Origin of the sequence: Herbidospora mongoliensis, from assembly GCF_001570545.1 — a bacterium.
Classification (GTDB): Bacteria; Actinomycetota; Actinomycetes; order Streptosporangiales; family Streptosporangiaceae; genus Herbidospora; species Herbidospora mongoliensis.
On sequence record NZ_BBXD01000019.1, the window covers coordinates 45,305 to 68,607 of the forward strand.

Sequence of the window (23,303 nt, forward strand, 5' to 3'; positions counted from 1 at the left end):
CAGGGTGCGTATCAGTAAGTCGGCTGAGACGGGTCTACCGTCTTGACCCAGCTCAGCACGCCTCCACCCACGTGGACCGCGTCGGCGAATCCGGCGTCCTTCAGCACCGCCAGCACTTCGGCCGAGCGCACGCCCGACTTGCAGTGCAGGACGATCTTCTTGTCCTGCGGCATCCGCGAGAGGGCCGAGCCGTTGAGGAACTCGCCCTTCGGGATCAGGGTGGCGCCGGGGATGCTGACGATGTCGTACTCGTTGGGCTCGCGCACGTCGATGACGAAGATGTTCTCGCCGTCGTCCTGCCACTTCTTGAGCTCGACGGCGGTGATCGTCGAGCCCTGGGCGGCCTGCTGCGCCTCGTCGGAGACGGCGCCGCAGAACGCCTCGTAGTCTTCGAGCAGGGCGGTGACCGTGGGGTTCTTGCCGCACAGGACGCACTCGGGGTCCTTGCGGACCTTGACGTCGCGGTACTTCATCTCAAGCGCGTCATAGATCATCAGGCGGCCGACCAGCGGGTCGCCGATGCCGGTCAGCAGCTTGATGGCCTCGTTGACCTGGATCGAGCCGATCGAGGCGCACAGCACGCCGAGCACGCCGCCCTCGGCGCACGAAGGGACCATGCCGGGGGGCGGGGGCTCGGGGTAGAGGCAGCGGTAGCAGGGGCCGTGCTCGGCCCAGAACACGCTGGCCTGGCCGTCGAAACGGTAGATCGAGCCCCACACGTAGGGCTTGCCGAGCAGCACGGCCGCGTCGTTGACCATGTAGCGGGTGGCGAAGTTGTCGGTGCCGTCGACGATCAGGTCGTAGCCCGAGAAGATGTCCATCACGTTGTCGGTGGTGAGGGCCACATTGTGGATCACCACGTTGACGAGGGGGTTGATCTCGCGCACGGTCGCGGCGGCCGACTCGGCCTTCAACCGGCCGACGTCGGACTGACCGTGGATGATCTGACGCTGCAGGTTCGACTCGTCGACCACGTCGAAGTCGATCACGCCGAGCGTGCCCACGCCCGCCGCGGCCAGATACATCAGGGCCGGGGAACCGAGGCCGCCGGCGCCCACACACAGGACCTTGGCGTTCTTCAGCCGCTTCTGGCCGATCATCCCCACGTCGGGGATGATCAGGTGGCGCGAGTAGCGGCGCACCTCGTCGACGGTGAGCTCGGGGGCCGGCTCGACCAGCGGTGGCAACGACACAGTTCCACTCCCGTTTCAGGGCAATCGAAGGTCTGGCTCGCGCCCCCGGAGGGGCACGCTCCACATCACAACCTAACCGGCGCGTCCGCGCATTCCCGAATCAGGGCGCGTGCCTCGCGGGCCACGATCCGGGGCGATTCCATCTGGGCCACGTGACCGGCCCAGGGCAGCGTCACGATGCGGACGTCGGGGAAGGTCTGCGAGGCCCGGACGGCCATGCGCGCGTCGACGATGCGGTCGCGGCGCCCGTGGATGACCAGGGTGGGCGCCTCGACCCGGGCCGCCTCACGCCAGAGGTCGGGCCGGAAGTACTCGCTGACGATGCCACGGGCCGAGCCGATCATGGCCGAGGCGGAGTAGGGAAGGTCGTCGCGGCGGCGCAGTTCCTCGATGGCGGCGGCCAGCCGGTCGGGGTGGACGCAATCGGCCTCGCCGTAACACATCGACATGGTCGCCTGGATGCGCTTCTCCGGGGGGACCGTCACCGACAGCCGCCGGACCACGAACTCGGCCAGGCCGGGCACCGCCGTCAGCGCCACCCGCGCCGGGCCCACGCGGGGCAGCAGGTCGGGCATCGCCGGGGAGACCAGGGTCAGCGACTTCACCAGGTCGGGCCGCCAGGCGGCCACGCGCACCGACACCGCCCCGCCGAGGGAGTTGCCGAACAGGTGGACCGGGCCGCCCACCCACTCGATGAACCGGATCATCGAGCGCGCGTGCCCGGAGACCGAGTAGTCGCGGTCGCCCGGTTCTGGCGACCACCCCGCTCCCGGTAGATCGGGCGCGAACGTGCGCACCTCGTCCTTCAGCAGGTCCGACAGGTCGGTCCAGTTGGTGCTCGATCCGGCGAGCCCGTGAATCATCACGGCTTTTTCGGCCGGTCCCGGGGGTGTGGATCGGTAGTTGAGCCGCAGGTCACCAAGATCGGCGCGATTGCTGGGCCAGTCAGGCACGGGGCCCGAAAACCCCTGTGACATCGGGTTTGTCACGTCTCGTCCTCCTGCCGTTTACGGACAATCCACCCCATCGTACTCCATGACTACGCTAAGTAACTGCAAAAGCCGGATACTGCCCGTTTTGTCACGCTGAGTGAGGACATAACACGATCAGGCACCAGCCAATCACAAGGAGTAATCAATGCAGCTCAAGAAGCTCGCCAGCACCGTGGCTACCGCCGCCCTCGTCGGCGGCGGCGCCATCCTCGCCCTCGCGGCTCCCGCCGCCGCCAGCGACGGGTACGGCTACGGCGGTGGCTACGGCGGCTACGAGTGGGGCGGGGACGACGTGCGCGGCCACCACCACGGCCGTCACCACCACCACAACCACACCTGCGTCTTCAAGGTGCGGCACGGCAGCCACCACGCTGACCCCAAGCTTCACCACGGCGTCTTCCCGGCGGGCCGCTTCCGTCACTACGTCAAGGTCCACCACCACCCGTCGCACCGCAGCCGCATCGTCGGTTACCTGCACTCCGGTGGTTACACCATCGGTAAGTGCCACCCGGTTCGCGGCGGCCACCACGGCGGCTGGGGCGGCGGCGGCTGGGACGGCGACGGCGGCGGCGACGGCGGCTGGGACGGCGGCGGCGACGGTCACTGGGGCGGCGGCCACCACTTCCACAAGGTCAAGTCGCACTTCAAGCGTCACCGCTGGAGCCCGCGTTCCGGCTTCACCGAGGGCTGGCACCTCCAGCGTCAGTGGCGCTGGCACCGCAACTAGTTCGACCTGATCACAGGATGACCTGAGTGGTCTTCTGAGATCTCTGTGACGATCGTGCCGCGATGACTTCGGTCATCGCGGCACGTTTCGTTTTGGTCACACAGGGTTATCACCGAAAGCATCACAGTGATTACTAGGAGTGATGATGATAACCCGTCTGACCGGTGTCGCTGTCGCGGCCGCCCTCGCCTCCGGCGCCCTCGTGACCGCCGCCGCGGCCCCCGCGGACGCGTCGGTCTGCTCGTACCAGCTCATCCGGGGCGCCAAGAACATGTTCAACGCGGCCGCCCCCGTACATCAGCTCCCGAACCTCAAGAGCAAGATCATTGACGACCTCTACAACCTCGGCGACTTCATCAGCGGCGGCTGCGAGGTCTACGGCGACGGCAAGTGGCGCCGGGTCGTGGGGGTGGGCAACGGCCGGGTGGGCTACACCCCGGCGATGTACCTGAAGCGAGGCAACAAGTTCCAGCTCGACCTGTACAGCGACGGTTACTAGGCGCTTTTACGGGTCTTCTTCTTGGGCTCCGCCTTCTTCTTCTGGGCGCCCTCGCGTTCGCGTTTGGCCGCGTCGACGCTGGCCCGCAGGGCGGCCATGAGGTCGACGGCCGGGCCGGCCTCGGACGGCGTCTCGGCCGGCACGACCTCGCGCCCGGCCACCTTGGCGTCGATGACCTCCTGGAGCGCTTCGCGGTAGGCGTCCTTGTACTCGCCCGGGTCGAAGTCGCCCACCATCGTCTCGATCAGCGACTCGGCCATCTTGAGCTCCTGCGGGCGCAGGTCGATGTCCTCGTCGAGGAAGGGGAAGTCGGCGGTGCGCACCTCGTCGGGCCAGAGCATCGTCTCCAGGACGAAGATCCCGTCGCGGACCCGGAGCGTGGCCAGGGACTCGCGCTGGCGCAGCGCGACCTTCACGATCGCGACCTGGCCGGACTTCTCCAGGGCGTCGCGCAGCAGCACGTAGGGTTTCGCGCCCTGGGCGTCGGGCTCCAGGAAGTAGGACTTGGCGAAGTAGATGGGGTCGATCTGCTCGACGGGGGTGAACTGGAGGACGTCGATGCGGCGTGAGCTCGACAGGGGCAGTTCGGCGAAGTCGTCGTCGGTCAGCACCACCATGTCGCCGGTGGGCAGTTCGTAGCCCTTGGCGATGTCGGCGTAGGCGACCTCTTCGCCGTCGACCGTGCACACGCGCTTGTAGCGGATGCGCCCGCCGTCTTCGCGGTGCACCTGGTGGAAGGAGACGTCCTTCTGCTCGGTCGCCGAGTAGAGCTTGACCGGGATCGTCACCAGCCCGAACGAGATGGCGCCCTTCCAGATGCTGCGCATAGCCACATTCTCGTCTCTGTGTTCGAATCGCGCTATGTCGGGATTCAAGGGACTTACCTAAGGGGGACATACCCTCTGTGGCACTGCCATACCCGGTCGAACCGATGCTCGCCGTCCCCGGCGCACTGCCGTCAGACGGCTCCCGATACGTGCTCGAGGTCAAGTGGGACGGCATCCGGGTCGTCGCGTATCTGGACGGGGAACCACGCCTGTTCGGCCGCAAGGGGGTCGAGGTGACCCGGCGCTATCCCGAGGTCGGTTCGCTGAAGGTGCCCCGTGATGTCGTGCTCGACGGGGAGGTCGTCGCCTTCGACCACGAGGGCAAGCCGTCGTTCGAGCTGATCCAGCGGCGCATGAACGTCGGCGACCCGGGCGCCCATGGGCTGCTGGGGGTGGTGCCGGTGACGTACATGCCCTTCGATCTTCTTTCTCTGGACGGCGCCACGCTGCTCGACCGGCCCTACCGGGAACGGCGGGAACTGCTGGAGTCGCTGGGGATCACCGTGGCGCCCACCTTCCCGTGCCATCCCGACGTGCTGGCCGCGACCCGGGAGCAGGGGCTCGAAGGGGTGGTCGCCAAGCACGTCGACTCGCGTTACCGGCCCGGCGCCCGCTCACCCTGGTGGATCAAGGTGAAGAACCTGGTCGAACGGGAGGTCGTGATCGGGGGGTGGCGGCCGGGCAGGGGCCGCCGCTCGGGCGGGATCGGATCGCTCCTGATGGGGGCCTTCGGCCCTGACGGGTTCGTCTTCCTCGGTCATGTCGGTACGGGGTTCAGCGACGCCGCCCTCGATGAACTGTTCACGTTGCTCGCACCGCTGGAGATCGCGCGGAGCGCGTACACGAGAGAACTGCCCAGGGAGATCGTCAGAGACGCCCATTGGGTGCGCCCGGCGCTCGTCGGCGAGGTCACCTACGCCAACCAGACCACCGAGGGCCGCCTGCGCGCCCCCGCCTGGCGCGGCCTGCGCCCGGACAAGATCCCGGCGGAGGTACGGCTGTGACCAAGGTCCCCGTCCAGGTCGAGGGCCGTGACCTGGTGCTGAGCAACCTCGACAAGGTCCTGTTCCCCGAGGCCGGCTTCACCAAGGCCGAGGTGATCGACTACTACACGCGGATCTCCGGGGTGCTGCTCCCCCACCTGAGGGGCCGCCCGCTGACCGTGAAGCGCTATCCGAACGGCGTCGGCGGCGCCTTCTTCTTCGAGAAGAACGCGCCCCGGCACACCCCTTCGTGGATCCGGCGGGTACGTCTGCCCGTCCCCGGCAGCACGAAGGATCGCGAGACCATCGACTTCGCCGTCGTCGACGACCTGCCGACGTTGATCTACTACGCCAATCTGGCGGCCCTGGAACTCCACGTGCCCATGTGGCGGGTGTCGGCCGACGGCGACCCGCTGCCCCCCGACCTGCTCGTCTTCGACCTCGACCCGGGCGCGCCTGCGACGATCGTCGAGTGCTGCGAGGTGGCGCTGCTGCTCCGCGAGGCTCTCACCGAGGAGGGCCTCGAATGCTTCGCCAAGACCAGCGGCAACAAGGGCATGCAACTCCACGTGCCATGGGACTCCGCCGAGAGCACCTCGTCGTTCGCGAAGGAGATCGCCGAACGGCTGGCCCGGAAACACGATTTCGTCACCGCCGTGATGGCCCGGCGGGAGCGCCCCGGCAAGGTCTTCATCGACTGGAGCCAGAACAACCCGGCCAAGACCACCGTCGCCGTCTACTCCGTCCGCGCCAACCCCCATCCGACCGTCTCCACCCCGCTGAACTGGGACGAGGTAGCCGGCTGCACCCACCCTGACCAGCTCAGATTCACCACGTCAGACGTGCTGGCGCGGGTAGGGGCACACGGGGACCTGTTCCCGTAGTGTGGTCCGGGAGGAGGCACATCGATGTCCGAGAAGAGCGGAAACGAGGCCCCTGAGGCCGACGTCGCCGAACAGAACCGCACCGTCGACGACGAACCCGAAGAGAGTCCCTGGCCGGAGGATCCGCCCCTGGAGGCCGACCTGGCGGATACCGCCGACCAGAACCGGACATATGACAACGACGAGGACGACTATCGCTGACCTGGTGACCCAGCCGTAGGATGGGGGCCGCCGAAACCCGCGCGCAAGGAGTGGCTGTGACCGCAACCCCGGATGCCAAACCCCGGGGCACCCGGCTGCCCCGGCTCGCCCGCCGCCGCCAGCTGCTCAGCGCCGCGCAGGAGGTCTTCGTGGAGAACGGCTACCACGCGGCCGCCATGGACGAGATCGCCGAGCGGGCCGGTGTCAGCAAACCGGTGCTCTACCAGCACTTCCCCGGCAAACTCGAGCTCTACCTGGCGCTCCTCGACGTCCACGTCGACGACATGGTGGCGCGCTGCAACGACGCGCTGGCCTCCACGAACGACAACAAGCAGCGGGTCCAGGCCGCCATCGGCGCCTTCTTCGACTTCGTCTCCAGCCAGGGCGAGGCCTTCCGCCTGGTCTTCGAGAGCGACCTGCGCAACGTCGCGGCCGTGCGTGAGCGCATGGAACGATCGCTGCGCCAGAGCGCCGACGCGATCGCCGTGGTGATCCAGGAAGACACCGGCTGCTCCAGCGAAGACGCCCACCTGCTCGGCGTCGGGCTCGTCGGCATGGCCGAGGTGAGCGCCCGCTACTGGCTGACCAGCCAGGGCGCGATCCCGAAGGACGCGGCGGCCGGGCTCATCGCCCGCCTCGCCTGGCGCGGCATCGGCGGGTTCCCCCGCACGACCTAGTTACGCCGGTCGCGATCAGAGCTCTGCCTGAGCGATTTCCGGGGCCACGATGGAAACCTCTCGAAAGGGGCCCAGATGGAAATCAAGATCGGCGTGCAGTCCGTGCACCGCGAACTCGTCATCGAGACCGACCTCACCGTCGAGGAGATCGAAGAGGAAGTCCGCAACGCGCTCGCGGCCGACCGTGGCGTCTTCACCATCAGCGACGTCAAGGGAAACCGGGTGATCGTGCCGGTCTCGGCACTCGGCTTCATCGAGATCGGCGAGGGCGCCAGCCGTTCCGTCGGCTTCGGCGGCACTCTCTGACCTGGTTTTGAGGGCCTTCGGGCGCCGCAGTGTTTCGCGGCGCCCATTGGCTTTCTCTAATGTGGACCGTGGATACAGCCCGGCGGACGTCTGCGTGGGATATGTGCGTCGTCCCTGCGTCTACTGATGGTCGGGCATCCTGAGCTCGCCCTGCGCATCACTGCGCGGGAGGCCCATCGATTCGGTCCACATCTTGTCAAGGAACTGCCGTAGCGGCGCGAGGCCCTCATAACTCGCACGGTACAACCCCTTGGCGCCTTCACGCCTCTCGATCATCACTCTGGGGCGCCCGATTCAGCCTCCGGGAGTGAGCCCCAGCGCCGACATGCGCTTGCCGTGCTCCTCGGTGAGCTGGGCGAACATCCGCCCTATGGCGGCCAGGTCGTCGTCGTCGACCAGCAGTTCGGCCAGTTCCGGCCGGGCCGTCGCCACCCGGTGCGCCTGGCTCAGCGCCTCGCCCACCAACCTGCGCGCCCACAGGGCCAGCCGGCCGCCCAGGCGCGGGTCCTCCTCCATCGCCTTCCTGACGCGCTCCACGACCAGCTCCGAGCGGGCCTCGTCGGCCAGCGCCTGGTCGACCAGTTTCTGGGTCTCCTCGTCGACCCTCCGCGCGGCCACCCGGTAGAAGTCGCCCGCCAGGCCGGTGCCGACGTAGGCCTTGACCAACGCCTCGTACCAGTCGCCCGGCTGGGTCTGCTCGTGCCAGGCGTCGAGGGCGTCGACGAAGGGGGCCATCGCCTCCTCAGGGTCGGCGCCCAGATCGCTGATGCGGTCGCGGACCAACCGGAAATGGCCGTATTCGGTGGCCGCCACATCGCCGAGCGCGGCGGTGTCGGTCAGCGAGGGGGCCAGCAGGGAGGCGTCCTGCGCCATGCGGAGGAACGCGGTGAGCTCGGCGTAGGCGAGCACGCCCAGAAGGTCGACGACACCGGGGCGGTTAGTGGTCATGGGAGCAGCGTAGGGGCAGCGTCTTCTTCGAGGCAGATTCGTTGCGCGAGCCACAGCCGACGTTAAGAAACATGTGAAACACGCCGCAAATCGGTTAGCAGCTGTGGTATCGAGTAGACTGCTCTGTGAGAAGTGCGACCGCACTGTGTTGATCCGGGGTATTGATCCCCCGGTAACCCCCAGAGAGCTCTGCTGCGAGCGGTCGCGTACGACGTCGAAGGCGCCTTTCGTAAGGACCCGGCACGCGAGCCCGTTTGGTCACGAAGCCGCCTTCGCCACACGACTTAGGCAGGCGACGATTACGACGTTCCGAGACCTGGGTGTCATCCCAGAGATCGCCGATGCCCTGGAGACCGAGGGCATCGTCTCACCCTTCCCTATTCAGGAGATGGCTCTCCCCCTCGCGCTGGCCGGCCAAGATGTCATCGGCCAGGCCCGCACCGGAACCGGAAAGACCTACGCCTTCGGCGTCGCGATGCTCCAGTCCGTGGGGAAGCCACGCAAGAACCGCAAGAAGCCCCGGGGACTCGTTGTGGTCCCCACCCGTGAGCTCGCTCTCCAGGTGACCGAGGATCTCGTCCTCGCCGCCGGGAAGCTCGGCTCCCGCATCCTGACCGTCTATGGCGGTCGCGCCTACGAGCCCCAGGTCGAGGCGCTCAAGAGTGGTGTCGACGTGATCGTCGGCACCCCCGGCCGGATGCTCGACCTGATCAAGCAGAAGCACCTCGACCTCAGTCAGATCACCATGATGGTGCTCGACGAGGCCGACCGGATGCTTGATCTGGGCTTCCTGCCCGACATCGAACGCATCATCAAGCTGGTGCCGCAGGAGCGGCAGACCATGCTCTTCTCGGCCACCATGCCGGGCGAGATCGTGGCCCTGTCGCGGCGTTACCTGACGCGCCCGATCCACGTGCGCGCGGAGACCACCGAGGCGGAGAACGAAGCCCCCTCGAACACCACGCAGTTCGTCTACCGCACCCACCGGATGGACAAGATCGAGATCGTGGCCCGGCTGCTCCAGTCGGAGGGCCGCGGCCTCACCATGGTCTTCTGCGAGACCAAGCGGGCCTGTGACATGGTCCACGAGCAGCTCAAGGATCGCGGCTTCGCCGCCGCGGCCGTCCACGGCGACCTCGGTCAGGGCCAGCGCGAGCAGGCTCTGCGGGCGTTCCGCAACGGCAAGATCGACGTGCTGGTCGCCACCGACGTGGCCGCCCGCGGCATCGACATCGACGACGTCACCCACGTCGTCAACTACGACCTGCCGCAGGACGAGAAGACCTACGTCCACCGCATCGGCCGCACCGGCCGGGCCGGTCGCACCGGCGTCGCGGTGACGTTCGTCGAATGGACCGAGATGACCCGCTGGAAGGTCATCAACAACGCGCTGGGCCTCGGCAACCCCGAGCCCTCCGAGTCCTACTCGAGCTCGCCCCACCTGCTCGAGGAACTGCACATCCCGGCGGGCACCAAGGGCGTGCTGCCGCGCGCCAACCGCTCGCGGGCCGGCATCGACTCCGAGGCGATCGAAGACCTCGGCGAGACCGGCCGCACCCGCAGCCGCCGCGACAAGGACGGTCGCGACAAGGACCGGGGCAGTGACAGGGGCGCCGACAGAGGCCCCGACAGGGATCGCGACAAGGAGAGGGACGAGCGCAAGGAGCGCCCGGCCCGCAACCGCCGCCGCACCCGAGCCGGGCGCACGTCGGACGAAGCCACCGAGGTCACCGAGACCGTCGAGACCCCTGCGGTCGTCGAAGCCGTCGAAACCGTCGAGGTTCCGACAGTGGTTGAGGTTCCGACCGCGGTCGAGGTTCCGAAGGCCGTGAGGGCTCCGAGGGCCAGGAAGGTTCCGGCGGTCGTCGAGGTCCACGAGACCTTCGACATCATCGAGACCTTCGAGGCCCCCGTGCCGTTCGAAGGCGACATCCTCGATCCGATCCACGACGAGATTCACGTATTTGAGGAGGAGGTGGAGATCTCTCCCATGGAGACCACCAGGACAGCCGAACCCGAGAAGATCATCCCGGCCAGCCCGTTCGCGATCATCTTCCGCTCGCCCGACCTGGCCACCGAAGACGACGTGCCAGCGCCCTCGGCAGCGACCGAGCGCAAGGCCATGCGTCGCGGAGGTCCGCACACCGGCTCCGGCGGCAACCGCCCGCGCCCGCGCCGGAACTAGCCTCGGATACCGCAGGGCTCCGCTCATCTGCGGCGCCCTGCGGGTTTCAGTATCGTGGCTTCACGTGAGTACGCCGAGATTCCTCGACCTGCCGCCCGGGGTGAGCCCCAAGCGGATCGAAACCCCTGAGGGGGAGTTCGCCGTTCTGGAGGCCCTGCCCGGCAGCGGCCTGCCCGATCGTTGGCCGGCGGTGCTGGTGCCGGGCTACACGGGCAGCAAGGAAGACTTCATCTCGGTCCTGCAGACCCTGGCCCAGGCCGGGCGGCGCGTCGTCGCCATCGACCTGCGGGGGCAGTACGAGACGCCCGGCCCCGACGATCCCTCCGCCTACACCTGCGCGGCCCTGGGGCGTGATGTCGACGCCCTGGTGAACGTGGTGGGGGGCGGAGAGCCCGTCCATCTGCTGGGGCACTCGTTCGGCGGCCTCGTCACCCGGGAGACCGTGCTCGACGGCACGGCCAAGCTGGCCTCCTACACGCTCATGAGCACCGGCCCCGCCGGGATGGTGGGCCCCCGTGAGGTGACCGGGCGGCGGATGCTGGCGAAGATGCCGGAGCTCGGCCTCGAAGCGATGTGGGCCGAGAAGATGGAGCCCGACGCGCTGCGCGCCGGCGTTCCCGAAGAGATCGTGACATTCCTGCGGCGACGCCTGTTCGCCAATTCACTGGTCGGGCTGGAGTCCATGGGCCGCGCGGTCCTCGACGCCGCCGACCGCGTCGACGAACTCGCCGAAACCGGCCTGTCCACCCTGGTGCTCTACGGAGAGCACGACGACGGCTGGCCGCCGCGACTGCAGTCGGAGATGGCCGACCGCCTCGACTGCGAGTGCGTCGTGGTGCCCGGCGCCGTCCACTCACCTGCGGTGGAGGCCCCGGAGACGACGGCGGCGGCGCTGACGAGGTTCTGGAACGGGGCAGAAAGCACGATGCTGGCCCGCTAGGTTCCGGGCGGGCGTCGCCGTCGGTGGCGCCCGCCGGAGTTCCGGATACCGCAGCCTGTTCCCACGGCTCCCTGCCGGACCGGGCACGCCAGATGGGCGCCAAGCCGTCCCACGGCTCCTTGCGGGAGCCCGGGCGCTAGATCGGCGCCAAGCCGTCCCAGGGATCTTTGTCGGGCCCTGCCGCCTGGCCCTCGGGGCAGTGGCGGCGGAAGTCGCACCAGGAGCACAGCACGCCGGGCGACGGCATGAAAGTTTCATCCTTCGCCTCGCCCGCGCGGTAGGCCTCGTCGGCCTCCTGGGCTTCGGCCGCGATCTGGTCGGCGCGCGACAGGTGCCGGGCCAGCGACTCGTCGGTGTGCTCCCACTCGACGACCTCACCGGTCGGTAAATGGTGCAGCTCGACCCGGTGGCAGGGCCGCCGGAGCACCCGGCTCGCGGCCACGGCGTAGATCGCCAGAGCGAGGGAGCCGCGCGCGTCGTCGCTGGTCAGAGGGCGGCGCCCGGTCTTGTAGTCGACCACGACCAGCTCGTCGCCGCGCCGGTCGAGCCGGTCGATGCGCCCGGAGACGGCCATCACGGACGTCCGGGTCGCGACGGTGCGTTCCACGCCCACCGGCTCGTCGGAGGGGTCGAGCGTGGCGACGTACCCGGAGACCATCTCCCGGGCCCGGTCACGCCACTTCAGCGACTGTTCGGCGTCGCGGAACCCCTCGGTGATCCACCCGTTGGACACCAGGATCGCGGCGGACAGAGGAGTCCGCCGCTGGTAGGGCTCCCGCCACCACGCCGCCAGGGCGTTGTGGACGGACGCGCCCACGCTGTTGTGCCCCCACGGCGGCCCCTTCTGGGGCGCGGGCCGGTCGAGGTAGGTGAACCGATAACGCCGGCGGCAGTCGAGCCAGGAGTTGAGCCGCGACGGCGTACACGAGAAGAGCCGTCGCGGCATGCCTTCCAGGGGGAGCTGCTCCACCGCGCTCAGTTGTCGTCGACGTTGAGGCGGATGCCCGACGCGCGGGTGCCGTCGGTCAACGGCCCCTCCTGCGGCTGGTCTTCGGGGTCGGCGGTCAGCGAACCGGAGAGCCACCGGTCGAACAGGGGCTCCAGGTCGCCGATCGTGGTCTCCTCACCGTGGGCGGGCAGCACCCGGGTGTCGCCGGGGAGCGTGAAGAGCCGCTCGCCGATCGAGGTGAGCTGGTCGGCCAGGGCCGGGTAGTCGCCGCCGAGCTTGCCCGGGCCGTCGGCCAGCAGGGTCTTGCCGGTGAACACGACGCCCAGCGACTCGGCCAGCAGCGACACGCCGCCGGCGGTCACACCCGGGGTGCTCATGACCTCGAGCTCGGTGTCGGCGACGGCGAACAGGCCCTCGTCCTCCATCTCGATGTCGGGCCAGGTGTCTTCCCAGGTCTGCCGCCACAGACGCTTGTCTTTGGGGCCAAGGGCGATCACGGCCTCGTCGCGGGCCGCCACCTCGATGGCGCCGCCGACGTGGTCGGGCAACCCGTGGGTGCAGATGACGGCGAGGACCTGCCGCTCGCCCACCTTCTCGAGGATCTTCTCCGCGTCGCGCGCGGGGTCGATGACGATGACCTCCTCGTCGTCACCCACGATCCAGGTGTTGTTCTCAACCTTGTGCTCGACGTCGTCGATCTCGACGACCCCCGAGGTCACCACTCGCTCGATACGCGCTGTCACGGACAACACCCTAGCCCGTCTCCGCTGCGCCTTCCCCCGTCAGACGGGGAGAGAACGCCCCGAAGGGCACGTCCCAATCCAGATCTCGGAGATCGGCCAGCGCGAGCTGCATCAGAGTGATCAGATTCCCGGCCTCGGCGGGCCACGCGACGGCCCACAGCCAGCGCCCGGCGGCCTCACCGACATAGACGGCCCGATCCGCCGGTACGCCCTTCCGCACCACCCACAGCGGAATCGAATGCCCGTTGGCATCGATCTTGGTGATCGGCGTCCGGGCGACGATGTCACCGGGATCGGGCCCCGGGAGACCGGCGTACGCGGACCCCAGACCCACACCCGGCTCCTCGGAGATGATCAGCAGATCGGCGGGCCCGTGACTGAGCGAGGGCCCGCAGACCGCGACCACGCTGGCCCGGTCGCCCGCCTGGGCGAACCCGGTGACGAGCCACCCGGTGGGAAGCGGCCACGGCAGCCAGACGGGCACGGTCGCGCCCCGGATGAGTTCGACGGCGGCGGCGCTCGGCGGATGAGTGCGGTGCGGCAGCACCTCGCCATGGACGAGACACCGCCAGGCACTGGTCCGGACACCGGGTTCGGTCAGCTTGCCGAAGCACCGAGGGCAGGTGGGCGCGGCTTCCACAGTTACTCACCGTGCTCCGCCGACCGGGACCCGTCAAGGTCTCCCGAGGCTTTTAGCCGTAATCTTGGCGTTATGAGATGTGTGGGGGCGATCATCCGCGACACCGAGGGCCGCCTCCTGCTCATCCAGCGCGGCCACCCGCCGTCGGAGGGCCTGTGGTCCCTGCCCGGCGGCCGCGTCGAGGAGGAGGAGACCGACACCGACGCCCTGCGCCGCGAGATCCGCGAGGAGACCGGCCTGGAGATCGAGGTCGGCGCCCTGGCCGGCAGCGTCGTGATCGGCTTCTACGAGATCTTCGACTACTACGCCCACGTCACCGGCGGCGACCTCACCCCGGGCGACGACGCCGCGGCGGCGACCTGGGCGACAGCCAACGATCTCGTACGCCTGCCGCTGACGAAGGGCCTCCTCGACTTCCTCGGCGACCTGAGCTGAGCCCCTACGCGTCTCCCGATGACAGCGTGCTGCGCCAGATGGTGATGTTGTCGGTCGTGCTCGTCGTCGAGCGGCCGACCGCGATCACCCGCTGGCCCGAGATCGTCACCGCCTCCAGCCACTGGGCCCCCGGCCCGCCGAGCCCGTCTTCGACGAGCCCGTGCCGGACCCAGACCAGCCCGTCCTCGGACGCCCACACCGAACTGTCGACCTCGCTCCCCGTCCCGTGGGCGCCCACGGCGACGATGCCGCGCTCGCTGGCGGTCAGGTCGAGCACCACGGCCGGCGCCTCGGCGGGCAGCCAGGCGAACTCCCAGCTGTCGCCGCCGTCGCCGCTCACGGCCGAGAACGGGCGTGTCCCGTCGTCGGTCAGCGCCGTCCCGGTCGCGATCAGCCTGCCGTCGCGGGCGACGAGGTGCCGCAGCCCGGCCGACTGGGCGTCGTCCGGCAGCACCCGGTTCTTGGCCCGCCACTTCAGCCCGTCGTCGGAGACCCAGACGACCCCGTTCTCCCGCTCGGCGCGCCCCGATCCGCCGATGGCCACGAACCCGTCGTCGGTCGCGGCCACGTCGTGGATGCGCACCTCCGCGGCTCCGGCGGGCAGCTCACCGACACGCGTGAACTTCTTCAGGTCATCGGTGAACCAGAGCGCCGGCGCGACACCCCCGCCGGTCTGGTCCTCTCCGGCGAGCACGTAGCCCTTCGCCCCGGCCGCGACCGTCTGCGGCGCCAGCGAGAAGTGCCCCTCAGGGGCCGACATCTCCGGCCCCTGCCGCCAGCCCTTGCCGTCGGCGGACACCACGAGCAGCGGCTTGGTCACCAGCAGATCGGCCATCGTGCTGCCGACCGCCAGCCATCCCTTGGGTCCGTAGGCGACGTCCGAGAGAGCCTGCCGTCCTGATCCGCCGAGCCACTGGGAGTTGATCGCCCGCCAGTTGGCGCCGTTGTTCCCGCTGGTCCAGATGCCGGCGTCGCCGTTGGCCGAGCCGACCGCGACGAACGCGCCGCCCGCCGCCAGCACGCCGGAGGTGTTGCGCGCCAGCCGGTTCAGCCCCGGCACGCTCTCCAGCGGCACCGCCTGGGCGGCCTTGCCCTTCTCGGCCGTCATCAGCACGGGCAGGTTCTCCACGTCACCGGCGCCGCGCTTGTCGCCACCGGCGACCAGACGCCCGCTGTCGGTGATGGTCAGCCCGCGCAGCGTGCCCGGAATGGCGCCGAGGTCGGCCCGTTTGCGCCAGTCGCGGCCGTCGTCGCTGGTGAAGAGCGCGTACTCCTCCCAGGCCGACTCCACCACGGCGGCCAGCCCCGCGCCCGAGGCGGCCAGCCCGCGCACCCCGCTGCCGGCGGGGCTGAGCGGCCCGATCGTCCCGCAGGCGGTCCAGTTCTGGCCCTCCGGCGAGCAGTGCACCCGCACGCCGGGCCCGCCGAACCGCTGCCCGGTCGGCACCAGCACGAAGCCGTCGCCCGACGCCGCCAGCGCGCCCGTCTCGGGCCTGATGTCGGGAAGAGCCGTCGCCGTACGGAGCCACGACTTCCCCCCGTCGTCCGATCGGAGGATCACTGTGGCCGTCCCCGCGCCGGGTTCGGCCAGGGCGACGACCTTGTCCCCCTTGGCCACGACCGCCTTGACCGTGCGGATCATGTCGGGTGTGCCGATCCTGGGCGTCTCCACCCGGCTCCACGCCTGCCCGTCGGCGGAGGTCCAGGCGACCGCGCCCGCGGTGCCGTCGGGCTGCATGGTGCTGCCGACCGCGACGAACCCGGTCGCGGTCCGGGCCAGATCGGTCACCCGGTCAGATTCCAGGAACATCCCGAGCCGGGCCGGATCGACCGCCGCCCAGGAGCGCCCGTCGGCCGACGTCCACATGCCCCGGCCCTCGGGCCCGGCCGGGTCGGTGCTGACCGCCAGCCACTTGCCGCCGCTCCCGACGACCCGTCCGGGCGAACCGGGCGCGGTCTCGTAGCCGGGGGGCCCGTTGACCTCGCCGAGCGTCCAGTCCTTGCCGTCGTTGGCCGACACGATGAACAGGGGCCGCGCGACGGCGCTGGTGGTGTCGGTGCCGACCGCCACGATCGTCGACCCCGACGACGCGACCGACGTCAGCACCTGCCGTGACCCGTTCCCCGGCAGCCCCGGCGCCTGGAACGCCGAGTCCCCCGACTGGCCGTCGCCGACGGCCAGCCGGATACCCGAAGTGGCGGGAGCGGTGGCCCACCGCACGACGAACAGCCCGAACACCGCGGCCGTGATGACCGCCACGATCACCAGCAGCGGCAACCCGACCCGCGGCCGCCGCCGCTGAGTCCGCACCCCACGCCGCCCGTGCTTCCCGCCCCGAGGCGGCCCCAGCGTGGCCAGCACATCAGGCCGCAACGGCCGCCCGCCAGGCGGCTTCCCGATCCGCTCAGGCGGCGCCTTCCGAACCACCGGCCCCGCCTGTACGTCATTCTCCCGCCGCCCCGGCCCGAACTCCGGCTCCGAGACGAACTCGGGCTCCGCCGGTATCGCCGGCTGGACCCGGATGCCATGCTCACGCGGCGGCCCTGAGGCGACCAGCCGGTCGGGATACGGCCGGCGCGTCGGCCGCTCGTCGTCACCGGGCGGCTGCGGCGTGGAGTAGGGCCGATGATGCCGAGGCGGAAAGTCAGAGGGCCGCCCCTGCCGGAGACCCGGATCAGGCGGATAGATCCCCTCAGGCGTCGCGTCCGGGTTCCGAATGCCCGGATCAACCGGATAGACGGGCTCCACGCCGGACGGCAGGCCCTCCTCCCGCGCGGCTCTCACCCCGCCGAGCCCGGCGAGCCCGCTCAACCGGCCGGTGTCACCGAACGACCCCGAGTCCCGGCCGCCCTCATCGCCCGCGGCTTCCCGCGACCGGCCGGTGGCGCCGAACGGGTGAGCGCCCCGCGCCCCACCGAGGTCTTCAGCCGCGTCGTCTCGCGACCGCCCGGAGTCACCGGACCGTCCCGCCTCGTCGAACGCACCGAGTCCAAGAGGATCGGCGCTCCGCGCCCCACCCGGGGCACCCAACGGATCTGACCGCCTGACATCGTCCAATCCATCGGTTTCGCGCGACCGACCAGGAGTGCCTAACGGATCGAACCGCCCGGCCTCGTCGAATCCGTCAGCTTCTCGCACCCGGTCGGCGTCGGCGCCCGCATGGGCACCTCGCGACCGTCCGGGGACACCTGATGGACCAGGCCGCCCGCTCTCATCGGCACCGCGCGACCCACCCAAGCTGGACCGCTCGGCCTCGTCGAACCTGTCGGCCCGTGCCCGGCCGCTCGTACCGCCGGCTTGCGGCCCACCAGGGTCGCCAGAGGGAGCGCCCGCGTCGCCTGGTGCGGGAGGTAGCGGCGATCCCGCCAGGGGCCAGACGACCTGGTCCTGCGGCTCGCCCGGACGTGGGCCGATCGGGCCGTGGCGGCGTTCGCCCAGGGCCTCGAACGGTAATGACCCGATCACCCGCCTGGGCAGGGTCGCGTCGAGGTTGTCGGCGGGATCCGGCTCGGGCTCGTCGGGGCCGGCCGAGCCGTCATAGGGGCGTCGGCCTCGTACCGGCGGATCTTCCGGGGTCGGGGCGGCGAAGGGGGGCAGGGCCCAGGGTGAGGTGCGGTGGCGGGGACTCTCCTCGGGGGTCGTGGCAGGGCCCGGTGGCGAGTGATGGAGCTTCGGCGGGACTTCCGGCTGCTCCTCGTCTTCGGGGGGCACGGCCACTTAACCTCCTCCTGTCGACCGTTCCACACATGTCTGGGAGGGACGCAATCCCTCTGATACCCCTCCCCTAACCCACGATCACCTCCTCTCTAGTGAGATTTATCCGCCCTCCACTGAAATTCCCGACTTACGTGTCAAAACCACGACACCAACCCCAAAAACGCCAAATTGCACGATCGTTCCCACCAGGGTCTGCCAGGGCAGAGAACCCTGCTCCAGGGCCGATCCCAGACCACCGGCCGCCGCCGCGAGCCCGAACGCCGCCACGTTGTTCACCGCGTGCAGCGCGATGGCCGACTCGAGCCCGCCGGTGCGGATCGAAACCCATCCCATGAGGACGCCGAACCCGAAGGTATAGGCGATCCCGAAGTCGGTGTAGCCGTGAAAGGCTGCGAACACGGCCGACGAGATGATGATCCCCCACCACGGATTGCGCAGATACGTACCGAATGCTTGAACCACCCAGCCACGGAACGCGTATTCCTCTGCAGCCGCTTGGAGCGGCACGAGGAGCAGGATCACCAGCAGCGGCACGAGCAGATTGGACCAGCCAGCCCAGCCGTATCCCGGAGATTCTCCCGTAGCCACCAAAGTCAGGCTCTGGGCGGCCTCCCCCAGCACGACCGCGAGGACCGCCAATGGAACGCATCGGAAGAGCCACCGCCACCGCAGCCGTCCCGCGACCGACGAAAGGGTTCCGGGTGGGCGCCGCTGAACCAACCAGGCCGCCCCCAGCGCGATGGGGATCAGGATCGCGATCGCCACGAGCTGGAACGCCAGATCGAGGGTCGGATCCTCGAACAGCACCCGGCCGGAGGAGAACGCCGTCGGCAGGCCCCCCGCCGCGGCCAGGATCACCCCGACCAGCCCCAGCATCGCCGACAGTGCGACGTAGACGACCACGATCAGCAGGGTGCCGAGCAGGGGCCGCCACCACCGGTTCACCGGGGTGCGCGCGAGCTGGTCGTACCGCGAGCCCGGTGGCGGCGGGACGATCCACGGCTGAAGCGAAGGCTGCTCGATCACGCCCCCATTCTCAGCCCTGACGAGTGCGCATTAGTCCACAGACAAACGCGGCCCGCCGCGTTTCACTCTGGGGACGGAAACAATCCCAGGAGATACGGAACATGAGCCGGCTAGGACCCATATACACATTGGCCGTCGGAGCCGTGATGACCGCCGGACTGACGGTGGCCAGCGCGACGGCCTCACCCGCCATCCAGGAAACCTCCGCCAGCGTGGCGGCAGGGCCGCAGGCCAACACCGAGGCGACCCCAGAGGCCACCGCGGACGCCACTCCCGACTCCACCCAGGAGCCCGAGGAGGTGGCGGCCCCCGAAGACCAGGACACCACCCCGAAGAAGGTCGACTACGCCGGTGTCGTGGATCAGAACGGCGGCCTGATCGCCATCTCGATCCGCAACGGCAAGGTCGTCGGCTACTTCTGCGACGGCCAGATCGAGGCGTGGCTGAAGGGCACCGCTGAAGACAACACCGTCACCCTCGAAGGGAAAGACACCCTGGTCACCGCGGCCCTCCGCGGCGGCAAGGCGCAGGGCCGCATCGAGTTCAAGAACAAGTCGTGGCGCTTCTCCGCCGCGACCGTCAAGAAGCCCTCAGGCCTCTACCGAGCCACCGCCCAGGTACGCGGCGCCCGCGTCGTCGGCGGCTGGATCAAGCTCCCCAACGGCCAGTCGGTCGGCCGCATCATGATCGGCGAGAACGCCGGCGAGGCCGCCCCGGCCTTCGACGGCGGCGTCCAGAAGTGGTACGGCATCCCGCTGACCCCCCAGGACCCCGACGGCTTCATCGACTCGTTCCTGTCCTGACCACCCCCGCCACCCCTGCCTTCCCGCCCGGCCCCACAAGGCCTGACTCCTTGATGACCTCCTTGAGAGCCTGAGAGCCTGAGATGTCCCACACCCAAGTCGCCCCCCAGCGCCGTGGCGCCGTCGCCCTACTCGTCATCCCCGTCCTCGCCGGCGGCCTCGTCGCCGCCGCGCTCGGGGTGTACGGCGAACTTCACCCCCCGACCGGTTTCGCCGTCGGCATCGCCGGGTTCTCCGGCCCGCTGGCGATGAAGGTCTGGCTGACCACGATCGCCGCCGTGCTGGCGATCGTCCAGGTGTTCACGGCGTTCGCCATTTGGGGCAAGATCCCCGTCCAGGGGTCGTGGCCCGGTCCGGTGCACCGGTGGTCGGGACGCCTGGCGTTCCTGGCCACCGTGCCGGTCGCCTTCCACTGTCTCTACTCGGTGGGCGCGCGCTACGACGACCCGCGCGTCATGTTCCACTCGATCCTCGGCTGCCTCTTCTACGGCGTGTTCGTCACGAAGATGCTGTCGCTACCCAAGCGCGGCCTGCCCGGCTGGAGCCTGCCGGTCCTCGGCGGTCTCCTCTTCACCCTGCTGATCGGCCTCTGGCTGACCTCGTCGTTCTGGTTCTTCACGACGATCGGCATCCAGTTCTAGGAACGTCTGTCATCCAGGTTTCAAAGCCCCTCAGGGCCGCTCGAACCGCTTGGTTCGGGTGAGCCCTGCGGCGCGGCCCTTGGCCGCGACCACCAGCGCCATCTTGCGGGACGCCTCGTCGATCATCTCGTCGCCGAGCATGACCGCGCCGCGCCTCTCGACCGTCGTGTAGTAGTCGTACGCGTCGAGGATGAGCTCGGCGTGGTCGTAGTCGTCCTGCGCGGGTGAGAACACCTCGTTCCCCGCGTCGATCTGCCCCGGGTGCAGCACCCACTTCCCGTCGAACCCCAGCGCCGCCGCGCGCGCCGCGACCCGCCGGAACCCGTCGACGTCCTTGATCTGCAGGTACGGCCCGTCGATCGCCTGCAGCCCGTGAGCCCTGGCCGCCATGAGGATGCGCATCAGGATGTAGTGGTAGGCGTCACCCTCGCCGTAACCGGGCGGCTGCTCCCCCACCACGAGCGTGCGCATCCCGATCGACGCCATGAAGTCGGCCGGCCCGAACACCAGCGTCTCGACCCGTGCGGACGCCTGGGCGATCTCGTCGACGTTCACGAGCCCCCGGGCGCTCTCGATCTGCGCCTCGATCCCGATGGCCCCGGCCGGCAGCCCCACGGCCTTCTCGACCTGCGTCAGCAGCAGGTCGAGCCAGCGCACGTGGGAGGCGTCTTCGACTTTGGGCAGCATCAGGCAGTGGAGACGGTCACCGGCCCCCTCGACCACCTCGATGACGTCGCGGTACGTCCACGAGGTCGAAAGATCGTTGACCCGCACGACGACCGTCTTGGCGCCCCAGTCACCGGTCTTCAGGGCCGAGACGATGTTCCCCCGGGCCGGCTCCTTGGCCAGCGGGGCCACCGAATCCTCCAGGTCGAGGAAGACCTCGTCGGCGGGCAGACCCTGGGCCTTCTCCAGGAAACGAGGGCTGCTCCCGGGTACCGCCAGACACGTACGACGCGCGCGCATGCGCCTAACCCTACAAACCCGGGAGGCGGACGTTGTGCCCGGTGTCATAGGGGAACCAGAGGTGATCTATGTGATTAATAGGGAGGTAATGCCGCTTTCTCTAGGAGCCAAGCAGATGTCCCGAGCCGTCGCCGCGAGCCGTCCCGCGGTCCTGTCCGACCTCATCCCCGGCACGATCGTCCGTGACGTCGTCCTCGTCATCGCGGCCGCCGCGCTGACCGGTGCGGCCGCCCAGGTGGCGTTCCCGGTCCCGGGCAGCCCCGTGCCGGTGACCCTCCAGACCTTCGCCGTGCTGCTGTCGGGCGCCACCCTGGGCCTGTGGCGGGCCGCCGCCGGTATGGCCCTCTACCTGCTCGCGGGCCTGGCGGGCGTGCCGTGGTTCACCGCGGCGGGCGACGCCACGCTCGGCTACGTGGTCGGCTTCTTCCTGGCCGCCGCGGTCGTCGGCGCGCTGGCCGGGCGAGGCGGTGACCGTACGGTCGGCAGGGCCGTCGCCACGATGCTCGCCGGCACGGTCCTGATCTACCTGATCGGCGTGCCGTGGCTGGCCGTGGCCGCCGACATGAGCCTGGCGACCGCGATCGAGAAGGGCGTCGTGCCGTTCCTCATCGGCGACGGGATCAAGGTCCTGCTGGCCGCCGGGCTGCTCCCCGCAGCATGGAAAATCGCCTCCTGACAGGAGGTTTGACCTGTGTGAAACTGGCGGTCATGAGCCCCGCGTTGATCGAAGACGCCGCGAAGCGGTCGAGCGTGCTCTGGGTGGTGCTGCCCGAGGGCACCCGCCTGGCCTGGCACGTCTGGCATGACGACGCCATCTACCTGGTGGTCGGGGGCGGGGAGCAGAACCTCCCCGGCCTCACCGCCCAGCACGAGATCGAGATCGTGCTCCGCAGCAAGGACAACGGCGCCCAGCTCGTCCGCTTCCCCGCGGCAGTCGAGGTGGTCGACCAGAAGGCGAGCCCCGAGGTGGTGGCCGCCCTCGCCAAGGAACGGCTGAACGCCCCCGACGCGGCGGGCCTGCCGGCCCGGTGGGCGAAGCGGTCGGCGGTGGTCCGGCTCAGGCCGTCGAGTTGAGCACGGGTTCACGCACGGCGGGCGCCTCTTCCGGGGCCCGCCGCATCGTGGCCGTCTGCGCCAGCAGCGCGCCGAGCAGCACGACCGCGCCACCGATGATCTGGTAGGCGCCCAGCGCCTCACCCAGCAGGACCCACGCGATCAGCGCGCCGGTGATGACCTCCAGCGAGGCCACCGTCGCCCCCACCGCCGCCGACAGTCGCCGCACCGCCGTCACGCCCGTCACGTACGCCACCACGGTCGCCACCAGGATCAGCCAGCCGGCCGCCCCGGCCACGGGAAGCGTGTTGCCCGCCACGGTCACGGCGTCGCCGAAGACCGTCCAGTCGATCGACCACGGCTGCGCGAACGGCAGCAGAACGACCGCCGCCCCGAGCATGCCCCAGGCCACCAGGCCGAGCGGGTCGACGTGCAGGTTGTCGCTCATCAGGAAATATCCGGCGCAGCACGCCGCCGCCACCAGGGCGATCAGCAGGCCGAGCAGGTCGAGCGTCAGCCCGTCCCAGACCTCGACGACCACCGCGAGTCCGGTCACCGCGATCACCGCGCCGATGTAGGCCGCCTTGGGGAGCCTGATCTTGCGGACGAAGCGCACCCAGAGCACCACCAGGACCGGCGAGGTGTACTCGATCAGCAACGTGACACCGACGGGCAGCCGCTGGATGGCCAGGAAGAACAGCGCCTGGACTCCGGCCACCGCGACCAGGGCGTACAGACCGAAGAAGAGCCACTGGGAACGGGGGATGCGCAGCGCGGCGGGCCGCACCAGAGCCAGCACGAGCATGAGCAGCAGCCCGGCGCCCGCCATGCGCACCCACACCGACTCCAGCGGCGCGAGCCCGGCGGCCCCCAGGTACTTCGCCATCGGCCCGGAGAACCCGAAGCACAACGCCGAGACGACTGCGATACCAAGGCTGACTGACCTGATCATGACTCTTCCCTGTAA

25 protein-coding genes are annotated in these 23,303 nt (G+C 69.7%); 14 read left to right on the top strand and 11 right to left on the bottom strand.

All coding sequences use genetic code 11. The features are described from left to right. Positions 1-11: 11 nt before the first annotated feature. Together moeZ and AW272_RS27980 are read right to left on the bottom strand one after the other, a co-directional pair. Positions 12-1,193: an adenylyltransferase/sulfurtransferase MoeZ gene (moeZ, locus tag AW272_RS27975; protein ID WP_066371271.1), complete on the bottom strand. Its 1,182-nt coding sequence runs from the start codon at positions 1,191-1,193 to the stop codon at positions 12-14. 65 nt (positions 1,194-1,258) lie between these two features. After that, positions 1,259-2,056, bottom strand: a complete 798-nt coding sequence (locus AW272_RS27980) for an alpha/beta fold hydrolase (protein ID WP_245657754.1) — start codon at positions 2,054-2,056, stop codon at positions 1,259-1,261. 274 nt (positions 2,057-2,330) lie between these two features. Here AW272_RS27980 and AW272_RS27985 point away from each other — a divergent pair, with 274 nt between their 5' ends. Beyond that, positions 2,331-2,912 (top strand): hypothetical protein, encoded by a 582-nt coding sequence (locus AW272_RS27985; RefSeq protein WP_066371276.1) that lies wholly within the window; start codon positions 2,331-2,333, stop codon positions 2,910-2,912. 142 nt (positions 2,913-3,054) lie between these two features. Continuing rightward, positions 3,055-3,411 carry a hypothetical protein gene (locus AW272_RS27990; RefSeq protein WP_066371279.1) on the top strand — a complete coding sequence of 119 codons (357 nt, stop codon included), beginning with the start codon at positions 3,055-3,057 and terminating at the stop codon, positions 3,409-3,411. On the opposite strand, the gene ku is transcribed toward AW272_RS27990, so the two are convergent. Beyond that, the gene (ku, locus tag AW272_RS27995; protein ID WP_066371282.1) at positions 3,408-4,238 is read right to left on the bottom strand and encodes a non-homologous end joining protein Ku; all 831 of its coding nucleotides are present in this window, start codon (positions 4,236-4,238) and stop codon (positions 3,408-3,410) included. The two genes, AW272_RS27990 and ku, sit on opposite strands and share 4 nt — an antisense overlap. A 77-nt stretch (positions 4,239-4,315) precedes the next feature. On the opposite strand from ku, the gene ligD (AW272_RS28000) reads away from it, so the two are divergent. From ligD (AW272_RS28000) to AW272_RS28015, 5 genes are all read left to right on the top strand, one after another. Next, the gene (gene ligD, locus AW272_RS28000) at positions 4,316-5,242 is read left to right on the top strand and encodes a non-homologous end-joining DNA ligase (RefSeq protein WP_245657755.1); all 927 of its coding nucleotides are present in this window, start codon (positions 4,316-4,318) and stop codon (positions 5,240-5,242) included. Beyond that, on the top strand, positions 5,239-6,105 hold the full coding sequence (gene ligD / locus AW272_RS28005) for a non-homologous end-joining DNA ligase (protein ID WP_066371284.1): 867 nt from the start codon (positions 5,239-5,241) through the stop codon (positions 6,103-6,105). The genes ligD (AW272_RS28000) and ligD (AW272_RS28005) overlap by 4 nt, the downstream gene beginning before the upstream one ends. A 24-nt stretch (positions 6,106-6,129) precedes the next feature. After that, the gene (locus AW272_RS43595) at positions 6,130-6,306 is read left to right on the top strand and encodes a hypothetical protein (protein ID WP_169807648.1); all 177 of its coding nucleotides are present in this window, start codon (positions 6,130-6,132) and stop codon (positions 6,304-6,306) included. 56 nt (positions 6,307-6,362) lie between these two features. Further along, on the top strand, positions 6,363-6,983 hold the full coding sequence (locus AW272_RS28010; RefSeq protein WP_083958748.1) for a TetR/AcrR family transcriptional regulator: 621 nt from the start codon (positions 6,363-6,365) through the stop codon (positions 6,981-6,983). Between the two features lie 75 nt (positions 6,984-7,058). After that, a complete protein-coding gene (locus AW272_RS28015) occupies positions 7,059-7,289 on the top strand; it encodes a DUF3107 domain-containing protein (RefSeq protein WP_066371288.1) in 231 nt (76 codons plus the stop codon). 294 nt (positions 7,290-7,583) lie between these two features. Here the strand turns inward: AW272_RS28015 and AW272_RS28020 are convergent, their stop codons facing one another. After that, positions 7,584-8,237: a ferritin-like fold-containing protein gene (locus AW272_RS28020; RefSeq protein WP_066371290.1), complete on the bottom strand. Its 654-nt coding sequence runs from the start codon at positions 8,235-8,237 to the stop codon at positions 7,584-7,586. Between the two features lie 388 nt (positions 8,238-8,625). Here AW272_RS28020 and AW272_RS28025 point away from each other — a divergent pair, with 388 nt between their 5' ends. Both AW272_RS28025 and AW272_RS28030 read left to right on the top strand, forming a co-directional pair. After that, positions 8,626-10,422, top strand: coding sequence for a DEAD/DEAH box helicase (locus tag AW272_RS28025; RefSeq protein WP_066371292.1), 1,797 nt, complete (start codon positions 8,626-8,628; stop codon positions 10,420-10,422). Positions 10,423-10,486: 64 nt separating this feature from the next. Next, positions 10,487-11,362: an alpha/beta fold hydrolase gene (locus AW272_RS28030; RefSeq protein WP_066371294.1), complete on the top strand. Its 876-nt coding sequence runs from the start codon at positions 10,487-10,489 to the stop codon at positions 11,360-11,362. 136 nt (positions 11,363-11,498) lie between these two features. On the opposite strand, the gene AW272_RS28035 is transcribed toward AW272_RS28030, so the two are convergent. From AW272_RS28035 to AW272_RS28045, 3 genes are read right to left on the bottom strand one after another with little or no spacing between them, the layout of a single operon-like run. Next, positions 11,499-12,308: a RecB family exonuclease gene (locus tag AW272_RS28035; RefSeq protein ID WP_174551861.1), complete on the bottom strand. Its 810-nt coding sequence runs from the start codon at positions 12,306-12,308 to the stop codon at positions 11,499-11,501. Positions 12,309-12,337: 29 nt separating this feature from the next. Next, positions 12,338-13,054 (bottom strand): MBL fold metallo-hydrolase, encoded by a 717-nt coding sequence (locus AW272_RS28040; protein ID WP_066371927.1) that lies wholly within the window; start codon positions 13,052-13,054, stop codon positions 12,338-12,340. Positions 13,055-13,064: 10 nt separating this feature from the next. Further along, complete coding sequence (locus AW272_RS28045) at positions 13,065-13,694, bottom strand: DUF6758 family protein (RefSeq protein WP_066371298.1); 630 nt, start codon at positions 13,692-13,694, stop codon at positions 13,065-13,067. Between the two features lie 72 nt (positions 13,695-13,766). On the opposite strand from AW272_RS28045, the gene AW272_RS28050 reads away from it, so the two are divergent. Next, on the top strand, positions 13,767-14,129 hold the full coding sequence (locus AW272_RS28050; RefSeq protein WP_066371308.1) for an NUDIX domain-containing protein: 363 nt from the start codon (positions 13,767-13,769) through the stop codon (positions 14,127-14,129). A 4-nt stretch (positions 14,130-14,133) separates the two neighbouring features. On the opposite strand, the gene AW272_RS42560 is transcribed toward AW272_RS28050, so the two are convergent. Both AW272_RS42560 and AW272_RS28060 read right to left on the bottom strand, forming a co-directional pair. Further along, entirely contained in the window at positions 14,134-17,847 is a 3,714-nt protein-coding gene (locus AW272_RS42560) for a beta propeller repeat protein (protein ID WP_157518833.1), read from the bottom strand. Between the two features lie 99 nt (positions 17,848-17,946). Next, positions 17,947-18,873, bottom strand: coding sequence for a CPBP family intramembrane glutamic endopeptidase (locus tag AW272_RS28060; protein WP_083958749.1), 927 nt, complete (start codon positions 18,871-18,873; stop codon positions 17,947-17,949). Between the two features lie 146 nt (positions 18,874-19,019). Here AW272_RS28060 and AW272_RS28065 point away from each other — a divergent pair, with 146 nt between their 5' ends. Both AW272_RS28065 and AW272_RS28070 read left to right on the top strand, forming a co-directional pair. Next, positions 19,020-19,676 (top strand): hypothetical protein, encoded by a 657-nt coding sequence (locus AW272_RS28065; RefSeq protein WP_157518834.1) that lies wholly within the window; start codon positions 19,020-19,022, stop codon positions 19,674-19,676. Positions 19,677-19,759: 83 nt separating this feature from the next. Then, entirely contained in the window at positions 19,760-20,317 is a 558-nt protein-coding gene (locus AW272_RS28070; protein WP_066371311.1) for a DUF6529 family protein, read from the top strand. 30 nt (positions 20,318-20,347) lie between these two features. Here AW272_RS28070 and AW272_RS28075 read toward each other — a convergent pair whose 3' ends face one another. After that, positions 20,348-21,283: an HpcH/HpaI aldolase/citrate lyase family protein gene (locus AW272_RS28075; protein ID WP_174551862.1), complete on the bottom strand. Its 936-nt coding sequence runs from the start codon at positions 21,281-21,283 to the stop codon at positions 20,348-20,350. Between the two features lie 115 nt (positions 21,284-21,398). Here AW272_RS28075 and AW272_RS28080 point away from each other — a divergent pair, with 115 nt between their 5' ends. Beyond that, positions 21,399-21,959 carry a biotin transporter BioY gene (locus AW272_RS28080; RefSeq protein ID WP_066371319.1) on the top strand — a complete coding sequence of 187 codons (561 nt, stop codon included), beginning with the start codon at positions 21,399-21,401 and terminating at the stop codon, positions 21,957-21,959. A 32-nt stretch (positions 21,960-21,991) separates the two neighbouring features. Then, on the top strand, positions 21,992-22,357 hold the full coding sequence (locus AW272_RS28085) for a hypothetical protein (RefSeq protein ID WP_066371932.1): 366 nt from the start codon (positions 21,992-21,994) through the stop codon (positions 22,355-22,357). On the opposite strand, the gene AW272_RS28090 is transcribed toward AW272_RS28085, so the two are convergent. Then, positions 22,341-23,288, bottom strand: a complete 948-nt coding sequence (locus AW272_RS28090; RefSeq protein WP_066371321.1) for an EamA family transporter — start codon at positions 23,286-23,288, stop codon at positions 22,341-22,343. The genes AW272_RS28085 and AW272_RS28090 overlap by 17 nt on opposite strands. Positions 23,289-23,303 lie beyond the last annotated feature (15 nt).

Coding starts and splice junctions, on each gene's coding strand:
- AW272_RS27980 (WP_245657754.1), bottom strand. CDS start 2,056: ATGATTCACGGGCTCGCCGGATCGAGCACCAACTGGACCGACCTGTCG.
- AW272_RS27985 (WP_066371276.1), top strand. CDS start 2,331: ATGCAGCTCAAGAAGCTCGCCAGCACCGTGGCTACCGCCGCCCTCGTC.
- AW272_RS27990 (WP_066371279.1), top strand. CDS start 3,055: ATGATGATAACCCGTCTGACCGGTGTCGCTGTCGCGGCCGCCCTCGCC.
- ku (WP_066371282.1), bottom strand. CDS start 4,238: ATGCGCAGCATCTGGAAGGGCGCCATCTCGTTCGGGCTGGTGACGATC.
- AW272_RS43595 (WP_169807648.1), top strand. CDS start 6,130: ATGTCCGAGAAGAGCGGAAACGAGGCCCCTGAGGCCGACGTCGCCGAA.
- AW272_RS28015 (WP_066371288.1), top strand. CDS start 7,059: ATGGAAATCAAGATCGGCGTGCAGTCCGTGCACCGCGAACTCGTCATC.
- AW272_RS28020 (WP_066371290.1), bottom strand. CDS start 8,237: ATGACCACTAACCGCCCCGGTGTCGTCGACCTTCTGGGCGTGCTCGCC.
- AW272_RS28025 (WP_066371292.1), top strand. CDS start 8,626: ATGGCTCTCCCCCTCGCGCTGGCCGGCCAAGATGTCATCGGCCAGGCC.
- AW272_RS28035 (WP_174551861.1), bottom strand. CDS start 12,308: ATGCCGCGACGGCTCTTCTCGTGTACGCCGTCGCGGCTCAACTCCTGG.
- AW272_RS28050 (WP_066371308.1), top strand. CDS start 13,767: ATGAGATGTGTGGGGGCGATCATCCGCGACACCGAGGGCCGCCTCCTG.
- AW272_RS28065 (WP_157518834.1), top strand. CDS start 19,020: ATGACCGCCGGACTGACGGTGGCCAGCGCGACGGCCTCACCCGCCATC.
- AW272_RS28070 (WP_066371311.1), top strand. CDS start 19,760: ATGTCCCACACCCAAGTCGCCCCCCAGCGCCGTGGCGCCGTCGCCCTA.
- AW272_RS28075 (WP_174551862.1), bottom strand. CDS start 21,283: ATGCGCGCGCGTCGTACGTGTCTGGCGGTACCCGGGAGCAGCCCTCGT.
- AW272_RS28080 (WP_066371319.1), top strand. CDS start 21,399: ATGTCCCGAGCCGTCGCCGCGAGCCGTCCCGCGGTCCTGTCCGACCTC.
- AW272_RS28085 (WP_066371932.1), top strand. CDS start 21,992: ATGAGCCCCGCGTTGATCGAAGACGCCGCGAAGCGGTCGAGCGTGCTC.
- AW272_RS28090 (WP_066371321.1), bottom strand. CDS start 23,288: ATGATCAGGTCAGTCAGCCTTGGTATCGCAGTCGTCTCGGCGTTGTGC.